Origin of the sequence: Paraburkholderia strydomiana (assembly GCF_046030495.1) — a bacterium.
In the GTDB taxonomy this organism is placed as follows: Bacteria; Pseudomonadota; Gammaproteobacteria; order Burkholderiales; family Burkholderiaceae; genus Paraburkholderia; species Paraburkholderia strydomiana_A.
Window position 1 is genome coordinate 15601 of record NZ_JAQQCJ010000013.1, and the last position, 19804, is coordinate 35404.

19 protein-coding genes are annotated in these 19804 nt (G+C 64.5%); 11 read left to right on the forward strand and 8 right to left on the reverse strand.

Translation table 11 applies throughout. The features are described from left to right. Positions 1 to 26: 26 nt before the first annotated feature. Genes PQQ53_RS18300 through PQQ53_RS18310 form a run of 3 tightly spaced genes read right to left on the reverse strand, consistent with a single transcriptional unit; the run spans position 27 to position 2324 of the window. Positions 27 to 617 carry a flavin reductase family protein gene (locus PQQ53_RS18300; RefSeq protein WP_408148049.1) on the reverse strand — a complete coding sequence of 197 codons (591 nt, stop codon included), beginning with the start codon at positions 615 to 617 and terminating at the stop codon, positions 27 to 29. Then, positions 607 to 1362, reverse strand: a complete 756-nt coding sequence (locus PQQ53_RS18305) for a GntR family transcriptional regulator (RefSeq protein WP_408148051.1) — start codon at positions 1360 to 1362, stop codon at positions 607 to 609. The genes PQQ53_RS18300 and PQQ53_RS18305 overlap by 11 nt, the downstream gene beginning before the upstream one ends. Continuing rightward, the gene (locus PQQ53_RS18310; protein WP_408153319.1) at positions 1359 to 2324 is read right to left on the reverse strand and encodes a polysaccharide deacetylase family protein; all 966 of its coding nucleotides are present in this window, start codon (positions 2322 to 2324) and stop codon (positions 1359 to 1361) included. The genes PQQ53_RS18305 and PQQ53_RS18310 overlap by 4 nt, the downstream gene beginning before the upstream one ends. A gap of 317 nt (positions 2325 to 2641) precedes the next feature. Here PQQ53_RS18310 and PQQ53_RS18315 point away from each other — a divergent pair, with 317 nt between their 5' ends. The 5 genes from PQQ53_RS18315 to PQQ53_RS18335 all read left to right on the forward strand — a co-directional run bounded on the left by PQQ53_RS18315 (position 2642) and on the right by PQQ53_RS18335 (position 8443). Continuing rightward, positions 2642 to 3700: an ABC transporter ATP-binding protein gene (locus PQQ53_RS18315; protein WP_408153318.1), complete on the forward strand. Its 1059-nt coding sequence runs from the start codon at positions 2642 to 2644 to the stop codon at positions 3698 to 3700. 79 nt (positions 3701 to 3779) lie between these two features. Beyond that, positions 3780 to 5084: an ABC transporter substrate-binding protein gene (locus PQQ53_RS18320; RefSeq protein WP_408325180.1), complete on the forward strand. Its 1305-nt coding sequence runs from the start codon at positions 3780 to 3782 to the stop codon at positions 5082 to 5084. 142 nt (positions 5085 to 5226) lie between these two features. Further along, on the forward strand, positions 5227 to 6141 hold the full coding sequence (locus tag PQQ53_RS18325) for an ABC transporter permease (RefSeq protein ID WP_408148059.1): 915 nt from the start codon (positions 5227 to 5229) through the stop codon (positions 6139 to 6141). A 2-nt stretch (positions 6142 to 6143) separates the two neighbouring features. After that, positions 6144 to 7049 (forward strand): ABC transporter permease, encoded by a 906-nt coding sequence (locus PQQ53_RS18330; protein ID WP_408148061.1) that lies wholly within the window; start codon positions 6144 to 6146, stop codon positions 7047 to 7049. Positions 7050 to 7186: 137 nt separating this feature from the next. Next, complete coding sequence (locus PQQ53_RS18335) at positions 7187 to 8443, forward strand: acyl-CoA dehydrogenase family protein (protein ID WP_408325182.1); 1257 nt, start codon at positions 7187 to 7189, stop codon at positions 8441 to 8443. A gap of 64 nt (positions 8444 to 8507) precedes the next feature. Here PQQ53_RS18335 and PQQ53_RS18340 read toward each other — a convergent pair whose 3' ends face one another. Continuing rightward, a complete protein-coding gene (locus PQQ53_RS18340) occupies positions 8508 to 9437 on the reverse strand; it encodes an aliphatic sulfonate ABC transporter substrate-binding protein (RefSeq protein ID WP_408325184.1) in 930 nt (309 codons plus the stop codon). Between the two features lie 235 nt (positions 9438 to 9672). Here PQQ53_RS18340 and PQQ53_RS18345 point away from each other — a divergent pair, with 235 nt between their 5' ends. After that, positions 9673 to 10731: an LLM class flavin-dependent oxidoreductase gene (locus tag PQQ53_RS18345; RefSeq protein ID WP_408148067.1), complete on the forward strand. Its 1059-nt coding sequence runs from the start codon at positions 9673 to 9675 to the stop codon at positions 10729 to 10731. Between the two features lie 114 nt (positions 10732 to 10845). Next, on the forward strand, positions 10846 to 11364 hold the full coding sequence (locus PQQ53_RS18350; protein WP_408148069.1) for an SLATT domain-containing protein: 519 nt from the start codon (positions 10846 to 10848) through the stop codon (positions 11362 to 11364). Between the two features lie 128 nt (positions 11365 to 11492). Here PQQ53_RS18350 and PQQ53_RS18355 read toward each other — a convergent pair whose 3' ends face one another. Continuing rightward, the gene (locus PQQ53_RS18355; RefSeq protein WP_408148071.1) at positions 11493 to 12185 is read right to left on the reverse strand and encodes a YceH family protein; all 693 of its coding nucleotides are present in this window, start codon (positions 12183 to 12185) and stop codon (positions 11493 to 11495) included. Positions 12186 to 12399: 214 nt separating this feature from the next. On the opposite strand from PQQ53_RS18355, the gene PQQ53_RS18360 reads away from it, so the two are divergent. Both PQQ53_RS18360 and PQQ53_RS18365 read left to right on the forward strand, forming a co-directional pair. After that, the gene (locus tag PQQ53_RS18360; RefSeq protein WP_408148073.1) at positions 12400 to 12972 is read left to right on the forward strand and encodes a helix-turn-helix domain-containing protein; all 573 of its coding nucleotides are present in this window, start codon (positions 12400 to 12402) and stop codon (positions 12970 to 12972) included. 6 nt (positions 12973 to 12978) lie between these two features. Next, a complete protein-coding gene (locus PQQ53_RS18365; protein WP_408153313.1) occupies positions 12979 to 13509 on the forward strand; it encodes a GNAT family N-acetyltransferase in 531 nt (176 codons plus the stop codon). 34 nt (positions 13510 to 13543) lie between these two features. On the opposite strand, the gene PQQ53_RS18370 is transcribed toward PQQ53_RS18365, so the two are convergent. Beyond that, positions 13544 to 13939, reverse strand: coding sequence for a PaaI family thioesterase (locus PQQ53_RS18370; RefSeq protein WP_408148077.1), 396 nt, complete (start codon positions 13937 to 13939; stop codon positions 13544 to 13546). A gap of 188 nt (positions 13940 to 14127) precedes the next feature. On the opposite strand from PQQ53_RS18370, the gene PQQ53_RS18375 reads away from it, so the two are divergent. Next, positions 14128 to 15393 carry an MFS transporter gene (locus PQQ53_RS18375; protein ID WP_408325186.1) on the forward strand — a complete coding sequence of 422 codons (1266 nt, stop codon included), beginning with the start codon at positions 14128 to 14130 and terminating at the stop codon, positions 15391 to 15393. A 107-nt stretch (positions 15394 to 15500) separates the two neighbouring features. Further along, entirely contained in the window at positions 15501 to 15797 is a 297-nt protein-coding gene (locus tag PQQ53_RS18380; protein WP_408148081.1) for a BON domain-containing protein, read from the forward strand. Positions 15798 to 15822: 25 nt separating this feature from the next. Here PQQ53_RS18380 and PQQ53_RS18385 read toward each other — a convergent pair whose 3' ends face one another. Next, on the reverse strand, positions 15823 to 16980 hold the full coding sequence (locus tag PQQ53_RS18385) for an acetate/propionate family kinase (protein ID WP_408325187.1): 1158 nt from the start codon (positions 16978 to 16980) through the stop codon (positions 15823 to 15825). A 12-nt stretch (positions 16981 to 16992) separates the two neighbouring features. Next, on the reverse strand, positions 16993 to 19386 hold the full coding sequence (locus PQQ53_RS18390; RefSeq protein WP_408325188.1) for a phosphoketolase family protein: 2394 nt from the start codon (positions 19384 to 19386) through the stop codon (positions 16993 to 16995). Positions 19387 to 19804 lie beyond the last annotated feature (418 nt).

A 19804-nucleotide genomic window follows, 5' to 3' on the forward strand; every position in this document is an offset into this window, starting at 1 on the left:
TGCTGGGACTGCGCGGCCGAGCGCCGTCACCCCAGCGTAAACCGGTCACGTGTCGTCACATAATCGCTCGCACCAAATCGACCCACCGGAAAGTAGTGCTGCAAGCGCACGCGCCACGTCTCGATGTCGATCAATTCGTCGCGCGCATGCAGCCGATGCACGCGGCCGATAAAAATCTGCCGGCTGCTCGTCTCCAGCGTCTCCCAGATCGTGCATTCGAACGCGACCGGCGCTTCGGCGATGCGCGGCGGCGCGACGTGCGAGCTTGGCACCGGCGTCAAGCCGACCTCGGCAAGTTCGCTCACATGAGGCGGCAGCCTTTCGCCGCAGCGATGCATTTTTTCGGCGATGGCTTCGTCGGCGAGATGCACGACGAACTCGCCGGTCCGCACGATATTGACCGCCGTGTCCTTGAGCGTGCCGTCCGCCCCGCGGTTCACGCTGATCATCACGATAGGCGGCTCTTCGCCGAGCATGTTGAACATCGAGAACGGCGCGGCATTGATCGTGCCGTCGGGCCCGAGCGTGGTGACGAGCGCGATCGGACGCGGCACGATCAGGCTCGCCATCAGCTTGTAGCGCTGGTATTCGGTGATCGCCTCGAAATCAATTTCCATGTCGGTCCGCCTGGTTCGTGGTCGCTTGTCCAATGATGCCGAGTAATTGGCCGAGGCTCTTCTCGCCACGCATTCGCGACGTTTCAATGCGCTCTTCGAGATCGCGCAGGTGCGCTTCCATATGCACGATCGCGCCTGCCGCATCGCGCGCCTCGATGCAATCGACGATGGCCGCATGCTCGGCGTGCTCGCACGGTGCATGCCCCGGCGGTTCGTATACGCCGACAATCAGCGAACAACGCGACACCAGTTCCTTCAGATAGTTTTGCAGGATCGAGTTGCCCGCCAGCGCGGCGATGCGCATATGAAAGCCGCTCGCGAGCGTCGCCCACGACGGCTGGTCGAAGCGATGCATCGCCTCGTGCTCGTTCGCGAGTTGCTGACGCAGCACCTTGATGTCTCGCGCGCTCGCACGCTGCACGGCAAGCTCGACCAGCATCCGCTCGACCGAACGCCGCGCCTCGAAAATCTCGCGAGTTTCCTCGGGCGTGGGCTCGGCGATCACTGCGCCCTTGTTCGGCCGCAACACGACGATGCCGTCATACGCGAGTTTTTCCAGCACGCGACGCACGACCGCGCGGCCCACGCCGAACAGCTGGCACAACTCGGGCTCGGGCAGCTTCGTGCCGGGCGTCAAACGATGATTGAGCACGCCGTCGAAAATCGACTGGTAGATGCGCGCATCGATATCGGCCTCCTCACCACGGGCCTTTTTCGCGGTGGCCGCACCGTCTCTCGCGCTCATACCGTAGCCGGGCGCACGATGCCGTCCCGCTCCAGATCGTCCATATGATTCGCGATCGCGCCCGGTGTGGTGATCCACACATCGCCTCGCGCACGCGCCGCGGCGATATGTTCGAGCGCGCGGCGCAGATGCCGCAACCTGTACGGCTGCCCGACCAGATACGGATGCAGCGCGATGCCCATGACGAGGGCCTGCGGTTGCGAACCGCGATTGGCCTGTTCGAGCATCTCGTCGAACTGGTCGACGATCATGTCGGCGAACGCACGGCCGTCCATGTGCCGGCCCACCATCATCGGCAGATCGTTGAGTTCCTGCGGATACGGAATCGACCAGAGCGGCGCGCCGCGCGTGGCCATGCGCACGGGGCGGTCGTCGTGACACCAGTTCAGCGTGTAGCGATAGCCGGTCTCGGCCAGCAGATCGGGCGTCAGATGCGACTCCGAAATCCACGGCGACAGCCAGCCGTGCGGCGGTGTACCGGACTCATCCGCGATCCGTTCGCGGCAATGCAGAAGCAACTCGCGCTCGCCGCTTTCGTCGAGCTCGCTCTGCCGGTGCGCATTCGTGTGGCCATGGCCAATCAGTTCATCGCCACGCGCGACGCAAGCCGCAATCAGTTCAGGACAGTGATCGTAAAGCGCGGTGTTGATCAGCGTGCCGGACGGCAAAGCGAGTTGATCGAACAGTTCGATGCAGCGCCACGCGCCGACGCGATTGCCGTACTCGCGCCAGCTATGGTTCAGCACATCCGGCTGCGGTGAAAGCGGCCCGAGCGCCGCACCGAGTCCCTCACCGAACGCAAAGTGCTCGATGTTGAAGCCGAGATAGACCGCGAGCCCCGCTCCGCCTGGCCAGCGGTAGGCGTCGCTATCCGTGATCGGCCTGTATGCAAAACGTCCATGCGTCGCGAGCGATTGACGCGCGCGGTTCTCTATTGCGGGCATGTTCCGTGTGTCGTTCATGAGAAGAAACCGTGGATGACGAAAAACGCCGCGTCACGTCATGCATGAACCGGATTGGCCGGTTCATGCCCCGAGACGGACCGCTGACGCACCGTGATCGCGCGAATCCATCCTGCTGATCGCTAACGATCGACGCAGCAGATCGTTTGCAATATGTGCGCCAACTCGTAGACGTTAGGCCCATCGGTACGTCGGCATTGCGCGAGCGCCGCGATGCGATGGATGGCACATGTCTTGCATTTGCATCGCTTCGCATAGGTGGCGTAGCTGTTTTGGCGCGTGCCCCACTGTTCGCCGTTCACGAGGACACTTCCTTCATGATTCAGCCTGCTTCAACGGTGCTCGACACTCAAGCCGCCGATATCGAACTGGTTCACGTGTCGAAGCAATACGGCGATTCGCTGGCCGTCGACGCGATCGACCTGCGCATCGCCGGTGGCCAATACTGCTGCCTGCTCGGACCGTCGGGCTGCGGCAAGACCTCGACCTTGCGCATGATCGCCGGGCATGAATCCGTCACCGACGGTGACATTCTGATCGCGGGCCGCAACGTCACGCGCGCCGAACCCGCCGCGCGCGGCACTGCGATGGTGTTTCAGAACTATGCGCTGTTCCCGCATCTGAGCGCGCTCGACAATGTCGCGTTCAGCCTGAAGATGCGCGGCGTCGCGAAGGACGTGCGGCGCAAGCGCGCCGCCGAACTGCTCGAACTCGTCGCCATGTCCGCGTATGCCGCGCGCAAGCCGGCACAACTCTCCGGCGGCCAGCAGCAACGCGTGGCGCTCGCGCGCGCCTTGCTGAATCAGCCCGGCTGCCTGCTGCTCGACGAACCGCTCTCCGCGCTCGACCCGTTCCTGCGCGTGCAGATGCGCGCCGAGCTCAAGCGCTGGCAGAAAGAACTCGGCATCACCTTCGTCCACGTCACGCACTCGCAGGAAGAAGCGATGGCGCTCGCCGATCTCGTCGTGGTGATGAGTCACGGCCGCATCGAACAGAGCGGCACGCCGCATGAAGTCTTCAACCGGCCACGTACCGAGTTTGTCGCGCGCTTTCTGGGCGGACACAACGTCTTCAACACGAATGGCCGCTCGTTTACCGTGCGCGCCGATCATCTGCGCGTGCTGCCGCATGGCGTCACGCCGGTGCACAACGCCGGCGGCGAGAGCGGCCTGCCCCGCATCGGCGGCGTGCCCTGCAAGGTCCGTGAAGCCGAGTACCAGGGCACGCATCTGCGCATGACGCTCGATCCGCTCGACGGCTCGCCTGAACTGATCTCGCTCGTGAGCGACGGCGACTACGACGCGACGCGGCTCGGCCCCGAGGCGCGCGTGGTGGTCTGGTGGAACGAGCAGGATGCGCATCCGCTGGCGGCCTGAGCGTTTGAATGCGGCCAGCGCGGCGCAGTGAACAAAACATCGAATGAGCGTCAATCGAACGTCAACTGAGGAGAAAGCAATGAACGAAACGAACGGGAGTCCGGCAGCGGTGGCAGTGGATGCAACGGATGTGAAGGAAAAGGGCCTGTCGCGCCGCACGTTCATCAAGGGTGCGGTGGCGGCGGCCGGCATTGCCGGTTTTCCGTACGTGCATGCGCAGGAAAAGATCACGTTGCGCTACCTCGGCACGGCGGTCAATCAGAGCGCCGACATCGCGAAGAAATTCAAGGAGGACACCGGCATCGAGATTCAATACGTGCCGGTCACCACCGACGACGTCGCCAAGCGCATCATCACGCAGCCCAACTCGTTCGATATCGTCGACACCGAATATTTCGCGCTGAAGAAACTGATTCCGGCCGGTACGCTCGCGGGCATGGACGCCAAACGCATCAAGCTCGCCGACAAGATCACGCCCGTGCTCACGCGCGGCGAAGTCAACGGCAAGAAGATCGGCGACCAGGGCACCGCGCCGAAAAAGGTAATGTTCCTTACCGGCCCGCGCTCGACCCAATTCTCGGCAACGCCGACCGAATGGATGACGCTGATCCCGACCACCTACAACGCGGACACGCTCGGCATTCGTCCCGATCTGATCAAGCGGCCGGTGGACAGCTGGGCGGAGCTGCTCAATCCGCAATTCAAGGGCAAGGCGGCGCTGCTGAACATTCCCGCGATCGGCATCATGGATTCGGCGATGGCGATCGAGGCGATGGGCCACGTGAAATACGGCGACAAAGGCAACATGACGAAGGCCGAGATCGACCAGACCATCAAGATCCTGATCGAGGCCAAGCATGCCGGCCAGTTCCGCGCGTTCTGGAAGGACTTCAACGAGAGCGTGAATCTGATGGCGTCGGGCGAAGTCGTGATCCAGTCGATGTGGTCGCCCGCGGTGACGAAGGTCCGCACGATGGGCATCGCGTGCAAATTCCAGCCGCTCAAGGAAGGCTATCGTTCGTGGGCCTCGGGCTTCGGCTTTCCGCGCTCGCTGCAAGGCAAGAAGCTCGACGCCGCCTATGAGTTCGTCAACTGGTTCCAGGACGGCTGGGCCGGCGCCTACCTGATGCGCCAGGGCTATTACCCCGGCGTGATCGAAACCGCGAAGACGCACATGCAGCCGTACGAATGGGACTACTGGATCGAAGGCAAGGCCGCCGCGCAGGACATCAAGGCGCCGGACGGCCAACTGCTCGAAAAGGCCGGCGCGGTGCGCGACGGCGGCTCCTACACGCAGCGCATGAGCGCGATTGCGTGCTGGAACGCGGTGATGGACGAGAACATCTACATGGTGCAGAAGTGGAACGAGTTCATCGCAGCGTGATCGAGCGTCACGCCGTGCGTTGTGTTTGCCGGTGCATGACGCGCCGGCGAACACGTCGGCAAACACGGCGCCCGCTCGTCGCGTAGAGATTTCCCCGCGCGCGGCGCTTGAGCCGCGCGCGTCATTCGATAGACACCCGCCCATGGCAACGATCGACCTTCCCTCGCTCGCGCAGGACGCGCCCGTCAAACATCGCCGCGCGCCGGCATGGCTGCAGGCGACGCCGCTGTCGCTGACGTTCCTGCTGTTTTTCATCGTGCCGCTGGTCATCACGCTGATCGTCAGCTTCTGGGACTTCAACGAGTACCAGATCATTCCCGCGTTCACGCTGAAGAACTACGCGGCGATCTTCGACGGCTGTTCGTCGATGACCGACGTCTGCGTGACCTTCAAGACCTACTGGTCGACGCTCAAGTTCTGCGCGATCGTGTGGGCCGTGACCTTGCTGCTGGGCTTTTCGATCGCGTACTTCCTCGCGTTCCACGTCCGCACGACGAGCATGCAGACGGTGTTGTTCCTCGTCTGCACGATTCCGTTCTGGACCTCCAACGTGATCCGGATGATTTCGTGGATGCCGCTGCTCGGCCGCAATGGCCTCGTGAATCAGGCGCTGCTCGGCGCGCATGTGATCGATCAGCCGCTCGAATGGCTGCTGTATTCGAACTTTTCGGTGGTGCTCGCGTTCGTGCATCTGTACACGTTCTTCATGATCGTGCCGATCTTCAACGCGATGATGCGCATCGACCGGTCGTTGCTCGAAGCCGCGCGCGATGCCGGCGCGAGCGGTTGGCAGGTGGTGCGCGACGTGGTCCTGCCGTTGTCGAAGACCGGTATCGTGATCGGCTCGATCTTCGTGATCACGATCGTGATGGGCGACTTCCTGACCGTCGGCGTGATGGGCGGGCAGCAGATCGCGTCGGTCGGCAAGATCATTCAGGTGCAGACCGGCTACCTGCAATTTCCCGCCGCGGCGGCCAACGCGATCATTCTGCTCGCCGTCGTGCTGATGATCGTGTGGGCTTTGACGCGCGTCGTCGATATCCGCAAGGAGCTGTGAAGATGCAGACCATTCGCGTCAAACATCGGGAACGCCGGCCGGCCAGCTTCTACTGGCTCGCGCTGCTGTTCGGCCTGTTCGTGCTGTTCCTGTACGGACCGGTGATCACGATTTTCATTCTGTCGTTTCAGGGCCCCGAGGGCGGTCTGACGTTCCCGATGCGTGGTGTTTCGCTGCACTGGTTCGCGGTGCTGCGCAACGGCGTGGCCGACATCGACATCTGGGCCGCATTCGGCCGGTCCGTGCGGCTCGCTTTGGTGGTGACGGTGCTGACGGTGGTGTTCTCGGTCGCGGCGGGTCTCGCGTTCCGTCGAAAATTTCGCGGCGATACGGCGGTGTTCTATGTGTCGGTGGCGAGTCTGATCATGCCGTCGATCATCGTCTCGCTCGGCATCGGCCTGACGTTCCGGCTGCTGGATAACGGCGTGAAGTACCTCGCGTCGGCATGGGGCTATCAATCGTTCGCCGATAGCTATACGACCTCGATGGGCCTCTTCACGTCCGCGCTCGGCGCGCATCTGACGTGGACGCTGCCGTTCGGCCTGCTGGTGATGTTCGCGGTGTTCAACCGCTTCAATCCGGCTTACGAGGAAGCGTCGCGCGATCTGGGCGCGACGCCGTGGCAGAGCTTCCGGCACGTCGTGCTGCCGATCATCGGGCCCTCGGTGGTCGGCGTCGCGATGTTCGGCTTCACGCTGTCATGGGACGAGATCGCCCGCACCTCGCAGGCGATCGGCGACCAGAACACCTTGCCGCTCGAATTGCAGGGCCTCACGACGTCGGTGACGACGCCGGTCATCTACGCGCTCGGCACGATGACGACCGTGTTGTCGTTCACGGTGATGGGCACCTGTCTGCTTGCGGTGAAGCTGCTGGCACGCCGGCGTACGGTGGCGGCGTTGAAGTAGAAGCGGCGTCGCCGTGCATGCGAGATCCATTGCACGCGCTCTGCTAAGAATCGGCGAAATACTTCGTTGCTGGCGCCCTGCGTCCTCCCGTACCGTACTCCGATCGCGCCGCGTACGCGCTTCATTTCGGAGAACACATGTCAGCCGTTCAATCGCAACACAGCCCGCTTCATCCCGTCGCCGACGCCGCTCAACTGTTCGGCGACGACCCGCTGACCCGCCGCTTCGCGCCGGTCTTCGCGCGCATCGCCGAAGGCGCGGTGCAGCGCGAGCAACATCGAGAACTCGCCTACGATCCGGTGGAGTGGCTGCGCGAAGCGGGCTACACGCGGCTGCGCGTGCCGCGACAATACGGCGGCGAAGGCATCTCGCTCACGCAGTTCTTCGCGCTGGTCACGCGCCTCGGCGAAGCCGATTCGAATCTGCCGCAAATCCTGCGTGTGCATGGCGGCTTTATCGAATCGCTGCTGGAAAACAGCGACGCGGCGCTGCGCGACCGCTGGCTCACGCGTGTGGCCCAAGGGCAGATTGTCGGCGGCGCGGTGTCCGAGCGCACCGGCGTGACCAACAACAGCGTGCGTCTTACGCAGACCGACGGCGCGTGGCATCTCGACGGCGAGAAGTACTACACCACCGGCACGCTCTACGCCGACTGGGTGGACGTCACCGCGCACGACGGCCAGAGCGACGTGCGCGTGCTCGTCAAGGCCGATACGCCGGGCGTCGAACGCATCGACGACTGGGACGGTTTCGGCCAGCGTCTGACCGGCAGCGGGACTGCACGTTTCGAGCGCGTGCCGGTTTCACCCGACAATCTGTACCGCCGCTACCAGGCGTCCGAACCGCGCCGCAACAGCCTGCTGACCGCGTACTACCAGGCGCTGCACGTCGCGAACCTCGCGGGTATCAGCCGTGCGGCGCTGCGCGACGCAGTGACCTTCACTCAGGCCAAAACCAGAACCTTCGGCGTCCCAGGCGAATCGAGTCCGCGCGACAATCCGCTCGTGCATCGCGTGGTCGGCCGCCTCGCGAGTCTCGCTTACTCGACGCAGAGCATCAGCGCGTCGCTGGCGCGTGCAATCGACGAGGTTTCCGTCGCGCGTGCCGAAGGCCGCACCGACGAACAAACCTATATTCGCCTCGATATCCAGACCTTTCAGGCGCAGCAGATCGTCATCGAGCAAACGCTGCAGGCGGCCACGCTGCTGTTCGAAGTGGGCGGCGCATCGGCCACCAGCGAATCGCGGCGCTTCGACCGCTACTGGCGCAATGCGCGGGTGCTCGCGTCGCACAATCCGGCGATCATTCGCGAGGCCGCGATCGGTGACTTCTATCTGAACGGGAAGGCGCACAACGAGCGGTTCGGCGTCGCGCGTGAAGTCTCGCCCGCTTAATGCACTCGACTGAGTGACACGCGTGCATTGTTCGGCACAGGAATGTGCCGAACAATGCTCTCCGTTACTTCGCTGGCGATGTCCAGATCCGGATATCCGTCGCCTTCAGTGCAGCGGGAATGAGTCCGGCCGCGCGATACGTATCCGCGATACGCTGCTGTTCCGCCAACTGATCGCGCTGCACCGGCACGATGTCGTAACTGCGGCGGCTATTGGCCAGCTCGACCGTCGGCGCGGGAATGTTCCCCCACATCGGACCGAGAATCTGCGCGGCGTCCTGGGGATGCGCCTTGACCCATTTGCCGGTCGTGTGCAGTTCGTCGAATACGACGCGCAACACGTCCGGATGCTTGTCCGCGAACGCGGTGGTCGCCGTATAGAAGCGGTTGTATTGCGCCACGCCGCTGGTGCCGTCGGCGATCACGCGCACCTGCGCATCACGCTGCTGCGCCGCGAGGAACGGATCCCAGATCGCCCATGCGTCGATGTTGCCGCCGCGAAACGCGGCGAGCGCGTCGGGCGCTTCCAGATAGCGCACCTGAATATCGTTGATCGTCATTCCCGCCTTGGCCAATGCGCTCAGCAACAGGTAATTGCAGCCCGAGCCCTTCGCCACCGCGACGCGTTTCCCCTTGAGGTCCGCGATCGAGCGGATCGGCGAGTCCGGCGGCACGATGATCGCCTGGGCCGTCGGTGCCGAGGTTTCCTCCGCGTAGTACGTCAGCGGCGCGTTGGCGGCCTGCGTGAAAAGCGCGAACGCGTCAGCGACGTCCGCATGCAGATCCACACTGCCCGCGTTCAGCGATTGCAGCAGGCCCGTCGAGAATTCGTGCCAACTCACGTCATAGCCGAGCGGTTTGAGCTTCTTCTCCAATGCACCGGTGCGCTTGAGCAGAATGAACAGCGTCGACGAACGCTGATAGCTGATCGAAACCGTTTCGTTGGCTTGCGCGAGGCCGGCGGACAGCACCCCGCCGATCAACGTCAATGACACGCAAAGGTGCCGCAGGCGGCGAGAGCCGGAGAAAGTGAAATGCATCGATCGAATTCCATGAAGGTAGGCGCAATCGCTGAATATATAAAAGTTCGCGGCACGTCCATAGACCGATTTCATCGAACGATATAGACAGAAATTGGAACGCGTGGCGGCAGCATCGCGCATCATTCAAAGCTTTGATGCGAGTCGCAACGAATCGCAAGTACCGCTTTTTCGTGGAGATTTCCGCTTTATGTCGACACTGCCTCCGCGCTTCGGCGTCTGGGCGCTGGTTCATGGCAGCCGCGCCGCACTGCAGGACCCCGACGAACCGTACGACGCGTCATGGGCGCGCAACAAAGCCCTCGTGCTCGAAGCCGAGCGCCTCGGCTACGACTCGGTGCTCGTCGCGCAACACACGATCAATCCGCACAATCCCGACTTCGATCAGCTCGAAGCGTGGACCGCGTCGGCCGCGCTCGCGGCGTTGACCGAACGCATCGAAATCATCGCGGCCATCAAGCCTTATCTGTATCACCCGGTCGTGCTGGCGAAAATGGCGCAGCAGATCGAGCACATCAGCGGCGGGCGCTTTGCAATCAATCTCGTCAATGCGTGGAATCGCCCGGAGCTGGAGCGCGCCGGCATCGGTTTCGCGGAGCACGACGCGCGTTACGCGTATGGGCGCGAGTGGATCACCGTGGTCGACGCGTTGCTGCGCGGCGAGCGCACGCGTTTTCACGGCGAACACTTTAATGTGGATGACTATCTATTGCGCCCCGCCGATCCGTATCGCGAACGGCCGCTCATCTACGTGGGCGGCGAATCGGAGCCGGCGCGCCAACTGGTCGCCGACAAAGGCGACGTATGGTTCATCAACGGCCAGCCGTTGCCGGACGTCGAAGCGTTGATCGCCGACCTGCGCGCCCGCAAGCGGCCCACCGCACAAGCGCCGCTGCGTTTCGGCCTGTCGGCATTCGTGATCGCCCGCGAAACCGACGACGACGCAACCCGGCACCTCGATCATCTGTTCGCACTGGCCGCGAGAGATGCGCCGCTGCGCGCGCAACAGAAATCGAACATCGACCCGAAGGCGGTAATGTTCCAGACTTTCGCGCAAACGCCGCGCGTCGGCTCGAACGGCGGCACGGCAGCGGGACTGGTCGGCAGCTATGACACGGTCGCCGAGCGCATCGCCCGTTTTCACCGCGCGGGGATCGAATTGTTCATGCTGCAATTCCAGCCGTTCGAGCACGACATGCGCAGCTTTGCGGAAGAAGTGGTGCCGCGCGTGCGGCGCCTGACTCGCTGAACGGCTGACCTGCCGCCACGGTTACGCGCGATGTCCGGCTCGATGCTTCGATGTGGCACAGTGTCGTCTGGCGCACGCCTTATGCTGCGCAGCCGACCCGCCCCGACAAGCGCCATGACGACACTGCCCGGTTACGAGCCCCCGATCGACGAAAACCAGCTTCTGCTGAAATGGATTCGCCGCGCGCGCGAATCCCAGATGAGCCACTACGACATGGCCGATCTGCTATCGGCGCGCGACCGTCAGGTCGGCTGGCTGGTGACCGCCTTGAGCGCCTTCGTGGGCACCGCCGTGTTCGCGTCCTTGACGTTGAGCGCAGTGTCGATTGAACAGCGGCTCTTCGTGGGACTCGTGAGCGTCGCGGCCGCCGTCTCCGCCGCGTTGAAACTGTTCCTGCGCTACGCGGAGCGCGCGGAGAAACACCGCGCGGCCGGCGCACGCTATGGCGCCGTGCGCCGCAGGCTCGAAGCCGTATTCGCCGGCGACGCCGACGCACGCAACGGTCACTATCTCACCGCGATTCGCGACGAGCTCGACCGGCTTGCTCAGGATTCGCCGAACGTGCCGCCGCGCATCTTCTATCGCACGCAACGCATGCTGTCGGCAAACACTCAGCGCAGCCGCGATGCATGAGCCGTCGGCTTGAGCGATCGCCGCTGAGGCGCCTGCATGCCGTACTGACGATCGCTTGCGTCGAACAGTCTATTGCGCGGGCGTGGTCTTCCCGCAAGACCGCCGCACGGCCGCTCTCCGGCATCGACTCAAAGATCGTCGACACCGATCCCCAACTCCGCCGCCATCCGCCGCACGACCGCCTGGAGCCGGCCCACTTCGTCGGCGAGCCGCTTCTGCTCGGCCTTGATCGCTTCGAACGCGGACAACGGCACCGTGTCGTCCTCGCCGCCCGGTGGCGCAATCTCGCTTGCACTCACCTCGCCGCACAGCAGATGCATCCAGCGATGCTCACGCTCTCCCGGCGTGCGGGCCAGCTTCACGACGCGCGGCGGCTCATTGCCGGCCAGTTCATCGAGAAACGCCTCGACCGACGAGATGTCGGCAAAGCCATGGAAACGCGCGCTGTTCAGGCGCAATTCGGCTGCCGTCTGCGGGCCGCGCAGCAGCAAGGTGGTCAGCAAGGCCGCCGACTGGCTCGGCAAACCAAGCACGCGATTCATGTTGTGCTCGAAGCGCGGCACGCGGCTGCTGCTGCCTTCCATCACGAGGCTCAATCGTTTCAGGCCGTCGATGGCGGTCAGCACCTCGGCTTCGGTCGCGTTCATCACCGGCGCGCGGCCGGTTTTCTGATTGCAGCCCAGCGTCAGCGCGTTCAGCGAAAGCGGATAACTGTCCGGCACGGTGTGCTGCTTTTCGACGAGCACGCCGAGCACGCGCCCCTCGAGCAGCGTCAGTTCACGGATCGGGGGACGGGAGGAAACGTCGGGAGTGGTGTTCATAGATGATGGTGCGGCATGAGTCGCCGGGTCTCGTGGATGATGCGCGTTACCGTTGCGTAGCGAGGCGGCGCGTTCTGGTTGGTGGCCACTATGATAAACGCACGCGGTTGCGAAGTCGCACGAATCTCCGTGATGACGGACGAGTCGCCCGGCGCCGCCCGCGCGCCATTTTTTTCCATTGACCGATTCTCATATTAGAGATAGTTTCCCTGATATGGAAAATATGGCCACCGACGATACGCTCATCGACCGCCGCATCGCGCAGCGTTTGCGGGCCTTGCGCGCGGAGCGCAACTGGTCGCTCGACGAACTCGCCACGCGCAGCAGCGTCAGCCGCGCCACGCTGTCGCGCCTCGAAAACGCTGCTGTGAGTCCGACCGCGAGCGTGCTCGGCAAGCTCTGCGTCGCGTACGGCCTGCCTATGTCGCGCTTGATGCGCATGGTCGAGGAGGACTTCGCACCACGAGTGCCGCGCACCGCGCAACCGGTCTGGAGCGACGCCGGCGCAGGCTTCCGGCGCCGCTCGGTGTCGCCGCCCGCGCAAGCGCTCGCGGGCGAGGCGCTGGAATGCGAACTCGACGCGGGCGCGTGCATCGCGTACGACGCCTCGCCGCGCCCCGGGCTCGAACATCATCTGATCCTGCTCGAAGGCCGGCTCCAGATCACCGTCGACGGCCAGCGCCACGACCTCGTCCCCGGCGACTGCCTGCGCTATCTGCTGTTCGGCCCGAGCGCCTTCGTGACGCCAGCCGATAGTTCGGCCCGCTATCTTCTTTTCATCGTGTGAGCCAGCATGAGCGCGATCACCATCACGCCGTTCTCCGCCGACGACCTCGTTCGGCATCTGCCCGAACTCGGCGCGCTGCTGCATGCCTGTGTGCATGACGGCGCGAGCGTCGGCTTCGTCATGCCCTACGGCGTCGCCGACAGCGAAGCGTTCTGGCGCGGCAAAGTGCTGCCCTCGTTGCGCGCGGGCGGACTGATGCTGTTCGTCGCGCGCGAGGGCGACGCGATTGCCGGCACCGTGCAACTGGATTGCGACACGATGCCGAATCAGCGCCATCGCGCGGAGGTGCGCAAGCTGCTGGTCCATCCCGCGTTTCGCCGCCGGGGCATCGCGCGGGCGTTGATGACGGAACTGGAGCGCCATGCGCGGCACTTGCGGCGCAGCCTGCTCACGCTGGACACCCGCACCGGCGACCACGCCGAACCGCTCTATTCCGCGCTTGGCTACAGAACCGCCGGCGTGATTCCGGGCTATGCGCAAGCCTCGCACGATGAAGGCCGGCTCGACGCCACCACCATCATGTACAAAGCGCTGTGAATTGCTGCGTGGCGCTTGCGGCAGGCATCGGCCATCAGGCCGTCTTTGAATATTTGAACGTGCCCTGCGCGCTCGCGATCAGCAGTTTGCCGTCCACCCACGCTTCGCCGCGCGAAAAGAAAATCGAACGGCCCTGGCGTTCCAGAAAGCCCTTCGCCGTCACCGAAACGCCCAGGCCCTTGTCGAGATAGTTGGTGGTCAGCGACAACGTGAATGCATGCCGCGCCGGTTGTCCCGCCGGCGCATGGAGGCCCGCATAGCCCGCCGCCGCATCGAGCAGCGTCGCGATCGCACCGCCTTGCAGCACGCCCTGGCGATTGAGCTTGCTCGCGTCGATCGGCATGACCAGTTCCGCGTAGCCGTCGCGCCATTGCGTCAGACGCACGCCGAGCGATTCGAGAAACGGGTTGTCGATGGGAAAGTCGGACATGGTCGAAGCCTTTGCTGTTCAGGGTAAGGAAGGTGCGACGCGCGAGCGGCGGGTGCGCCGGTCATGAGCCGTCAGCATACTAGCGTTCGGTGTGGGGTATCGGCCAGGTTTCCGTGCGCTCAGGCACAATCCTGTTTTTGCTCCGATGGCTGCCAACGTTTTCGCGTGCCGCGTCACCTCCTGTCCCGATGAGTTCATCCGCGCCCTCCGACGCCGCGCCGCACTGGCGGCGCAACCTGTACGTTTGCCTGTTCGGCTCGTTCTCGACCATCGTCGCGATGACCCTGCTGCTGCCGTTCCTGCCGCTCTACGTGCAGCAGCTCGGCGTGAGCTCGGCGAAGGCCGCCGTGCAGTGGTCGGGCATCGCATTCGGCGCGACCTTTCTCGCCGCCGCGCTGGTGTCGCCGCTGTGGGGGCGCATGGCCGACCGTTACGGACGCAAGCTGATCCTGATCCGCGCGAGCCTCGGCATGGCCATTGTGATGTCCCTGCTCGGGCTGGCGCAAAACGTCTGGCAACTGGTCGGGTTGCGCTTTCTGGCGGGACTCGTCGGCGGCTATGCGTCGGGTGCGACCGTGATGATCGCCACGCAGACCCCGCGCGGACGCACCGGCTGGGCGCTCGGCACGCTCGCCTCGGGTGTGATGGCGGGCAATCTGGTCGGCCCGCTGGTGGGCGGCGCGCTGCCGCCGCTGATCGGCATCCGCAACACGTTCTTCATCGCCGGGGCGATGATCTTCTGCGCGTTCATCGCGACCACGTGGCTCGTCAAGGAACAGCCGGTCGAGCGCGCGAGCGCGAAGTCGCGCGCCGCCGACGCGGCCGGCGTGACCGGGGCAGCAGACACATCGACCGGCTGGGCCAGCGTGCCGAACCTGCGGCCGGTGCTCGCCATGCTCTTCACGGCCGCGTTGCTGATGTTCGCCAACATGTCGATCGAGCCGATCATCACCGTCTACGTGAGCCAGCTCGTGCGCGACGCGCGGCACGTGACGCTGGTGTCGGGCTTCGTGATGTCGGCGTCGGCGCTCGGCAGCGTGCTGGCGGCGTCGCGGGTGGGCCGTCTTGCGGACCGCATCGGCGCGCCCAAGGTGATCATCGCGTGTCTCGCCGTGTGCGCGGCGTTGCTGGTGCCGCAGGCGTTCGTCACGAACGGCGTTCAGCTGGTGGTGCTGCGTTTTCTGATGGGCCTCGCGCTCGCCGGCCTGCTGCCGTCGATCACGAGCGTGATCCGCCACAGCGTGCCGGATCGCTCCGCGGGCTACATCCTCGGCTATGCGACCTCGGCGAATTACGCGGGACAGGTGACGGGGCCGCTCGCGGGCGGCTTCGTCGGCGCGCATTTCGGCATGCCTGCGGTGTTTCTGATCACGAGCGGATCGATGCTCGGCGGCGCATTGTTCAACGGGTGGGCGTTCAAAGGAGCGGCGGCGGGTCCGCCGCTGCACGGATAAGCACTTGCCATGCGAGGCGGCGTATCGCTGATGCATGGCGGCCCCGCCTGCAAAATTCCACGCATCTGCTAGTGTTGTTCAATCGCCGTTCATTCCGTGGAGGACCCATGTCATCGGCTCGCGTCGCGAAACGCAGGCTACCCGGCGCAGGCTGGGAGGCGGGCAAAGAATCCGGCACCGGCGCGCGCCTGAGCGATGCGCAAATCGCCGCGGAAGCGACCCGCCGCCTCGCGTGGGACGCGGCTGTCCCGGAACACTGCGTCAAGGTGAGGGTCTCACGCGGCCGCATCACGCTGCACGGCGAGCTGCAACGCCCGCAGCAAAAAACCGCCGCGCTGGAAGACGTGGCGCGCCTGTTCGGCGTGACAGGCGTGTTGGATCACACGGTCGTCAAGGCGAAATAACGCGGCATAGCGGGCAATGACAGCGTTAGCCGGCCTCGGCTCGCAACAGTGCCCGGCAATGCCGCGCAATCTGCTTTTCCTCTTCGGTGTGAAGCGCCCTCACCTTGCCGGCCGGATCGCCTTCCGTCAGCCCCATGAAAGCGAGCCCGTCGCACACGCGCCGGCGAATCGTCGCGCTGTGTTCACCGATCCCGCCGGTGAACACCAGCAGATCGATCCCGCCGAGCAACGCCGCATAGCTGCCGATCGTCTTGCGCACCGCGCTCGCGAACACGTCGAGCGCGAGCGACGCGTTCACATCGCCTGCCGCCGCGCGTTTTTCCAGCGCCTGCATATCGCTCTCGCCATCGGCATAACCGGCGAGGCCGCTGTGACGGTTGAGCAGCGTCTCCAATGCATCCGCATCGAGCTTCTCGACACGCATCAGATACAGCAGCACACCGGGATCGAGATCGCCGCAACGCGTGCCCATCGGCACGCCGCCGGTCGGCGTCAAACCCATCGACGTATCGATCGATCGGCCATCGCGCAACGCGCACACGCTCGAACCGTTGCCGAGATGCGCGAACACCGCGCGTGAAGGCAGTTGCGAGCCGAGTTGCGTCACCAGCGATTCGTACGATAGCCCGTGAAAGCCGTAGCGGATCACGCCGGCCTGCGCATAGCGACGCGGCAACGCGAGTTGCGCCGCGCGCGGCGGCAGCGTCGCATGGAACGCGGTGTCGAAACAGGCGAAATGCGCCGCGCCGCCGAAAATCTTCGTTGCCTCGTCGATCAGCGCGAGCGCCGGTGGAATATGCAGCGGCGCGAAGTGCTCCGCGTCCTGCAAACGGCGGCGCACCTCGGGCGTGATGCGCTGATGCGCGCGAAGATGCGGCCCGCCATGCACGACCCGATGCCCGAGTGCCGCAGGCTGCGCGTGATGCTGTTGCGCCACCACCTGCGAGAGCTCGCGCAACGCATCCGTTTGCGACTCCAGCACGTGCTCCCGCTGCACCAGCACGCTGCCGTCGGGCGCGCTGATCCGCAAGCTGCCGTCGCCGCGGCCGATCCCTTCGGCGCTACCCTCCAGCAGCAGGGCTTCGTCGTCCCGCGCCTGCGCGAACAGCCCGAACTTCAGCGACGAAGAGCCGCTGTTGAGCACCAGAATCGTTTGCTTCGCCGCGGCGTCCTCAGTATGCATCGTCGTCCTCGTTCAGTTCTTCCAGGTCCAGTTGCGGATCTCTTCCTTGTCGATACCCTCGGCATGCGCATACGCGAGATGCTCGATGACCTGCCCGCGCAGCCATTCCTTCGCATGATCGCCGACGCCGCGCAAGGCCGGCACGCGATCGATCACGTCGATCGCGAGCGAGAAGCGGTCGACCTGGTTGACGATCGCCAGTTCGAGCGGCGTGTTGATATTGCCTTTCTCGTGATAGCCGTGCACATGCAGATTCTCGTGATTCGCGCGGTTATAGGTGAGCTTGTGCACGAGCGACGCATACGAATGAAAGTTGAAGATCACCGGCTTGCTGGTGGTGAACAGCGAATCGAAATCGCGGTCGGACAATCCGTGCGGATGCGCGTGCTCGGGCATCAAGCGGAACAGATCGACCACGTTGACGAAGCGGATCTTCAGCGCGGCGAAGCGCTCCTTCAGAATCTGCACGGCGGCGAGCGCTTCCATCGTCGCGATGTCGCCCGCGCAGGCGATCACCACGTCCGGTTCGACACCTTGATCGGTCGACGCCCAGTCCCAGATGCCGATGCCCTTCGTGCAATGCGTGACGGCCGCGTCCATGTCGAGATACTGCAGATGCGGCTGCTTGTCGGAGACGATCACGTTGACGTAATCGCGCGAGCGCAGGCAATGATCGGCCACGCTCAGCAGGCAGTTGCCATCCGGCGGCAGATAGATGCGCACCACGTCCGGGCTCTTGTTGGTGACGACATCGAGAAAGCCGGGATCCTGATGCGTGAAGCCGTTGTGATCCTGACGCCAGACGAGCGACGTGATCAGCAGGTTGATCGACGGCACCGGCTGGCGCCAGCCCAGTTCGCGCTTGGCTTTCTCCAGCCACTTCGCGTGCTGGTTGAACATCGAGTCGATCACGTGGACGAACGCCTCGTAGGTCGCGAACAGGCCATGCCGGCCGGTCAGCACGTAGCCTTCGAACCAGCCTTCGAGCGTGTGTTCGCTGAGCATTTCCATCACGCGGCCGTCGGGCGAGAGGTCGCCGCCGTCCGCGTCACTGGGTTCGGTATCGGCGAGCCAGGTTTTCGGCGACGCTTCATAGACCGCGTTGAGCTTGTTGCTCGCGGTTTCGTCGGGACCGAACAGACGGAAGTTCGTCATGTTGTTGCGCATCACGTCGCACAGAAACTTGGCCAGCACGCCGGTCGGCGACGTGTACGAAGCGGCCGGCTTCTTCACCGTCACCGCGTAGTCGCGAAACGGCGGCATGTCGAGCGCCTTGCATAGCAGGCCGCCGTTCGCATGCGGATTCGCACTGATACGGCGCGCGCCCTCGGGCGCGAGTTCGCGCAGTTCGTCGACCAGACGGCCGCCCGCGTCGAACAGCGACTCGGGCCCGTAGCTGCGCAGCCAGCCCTCGACCAGCTTCAGGCTCTTGCCATTGGTGACCGGATCGAGCACCGGCACCTGATGCGCGCGCCACGAGCCTTCCACCTTGTGACCATCGACTTCTTTCGGGCCGGTCCAGCCTTTCGGCGAGCGCAGCACGATCATCGGCCAGCGCGGCCGCGTCGCATCGTGATTGGCGCGCGCATGCTGCTGGATCGCGCGGATTTCGCCGATGCACTGTTCGAGCGTGGCGGCCATCTGCTGATGCATCGTGTCCGGATCGTCGCCTTCGACGAAAAACGGCTTATGCCCATAGCCGATCAGCAGCGCTTCGAGTTCCTCGCGGGGAATCCGCGCGAGGATGGTCGGATTGGCGATCTTGTAGCCGTTCAGATGCAGCACCGGCAGCACCGCGCCGTCGCGGATCGGGTTGAGGAATTTGTTCGAATGCCATGAGGTGGCGAGCGGTCCGGTTTCCGCTTCGCCGTCGCCGATCATCACGGTGACGATCAGCCCGGGGTTGTCGAACGCGGCGCCGTAGCCGTGCGACAGGCTATAGCCGAGTTCGCCGCCTTCGTGAATCGAGCCCGGCGTCTCCGGCGTGCAATGCGAACCGATGCCGCCGGGAAACGAGAACTGCCGGAAGAAGCGCCGCATGCCGGCCTCGTCTTCGCTGCGGTCCGGGTAGATTTCCGAGTAGTGGCCTTCGAGGTAACAGTGCGCGAGACTCGCCGGCGCGCCATGGCCGGGGCCGGACAGATAGATCACGTCCAGATCGAGCTTGCGGATCAGCCGGTTCAGATGCACGAGCACGAAGCTCTGCCCCGGGTCCGAGCCCCAGTGGCCGAGCAGCCGGTTCTTGATGTGTTCGGGTTTCAGCGGTTCGCGCAGCAGCGGATTGTCGCGCAGATAGATCATGCCCACCGACAGATAATTGCACGCGCGCCAATAGCGATCCATCTTGCGCAGCGTGTCGGGGTCCAGAGTTTGGGACGGGGCGGGATGCGAGCTTGCTTGAACCATGGCGTCATTCCTCGAAAAGGACTGTCAGGCAGGTTAGCGGGTGCTGCTGCGGGTGTTCGTGATGGTGGCGTGATGAGGCGTCGTTATGCGGATGGTGCCGATCGCGTCAATCGCGTCGCTACGGCCCATGAAATCGCCAGCGAGGCTGCTGCGTCATGCGCGCGGCACAAGCGGCGTGGCACAAGCGGCGCGGACCGATCGGTGCAGCGCCCTCAGCCGACATTTCACCGCGATTTCCCGAGTGTCGCCCGCGTTCGTCACGCGGGTGTGACAGACGGCGCGCGTCATCGTTCGACGTTTTCGCGCAATGTGTCGCGGGCTGCCGTGGATCGATGCGCGAAGGCCGTCTTGCGCTAGACTCCGAACACGTCCCGATCGAACCCGGCGCGCTGGCTGAACTGGCGCGTTCGTTCGACAC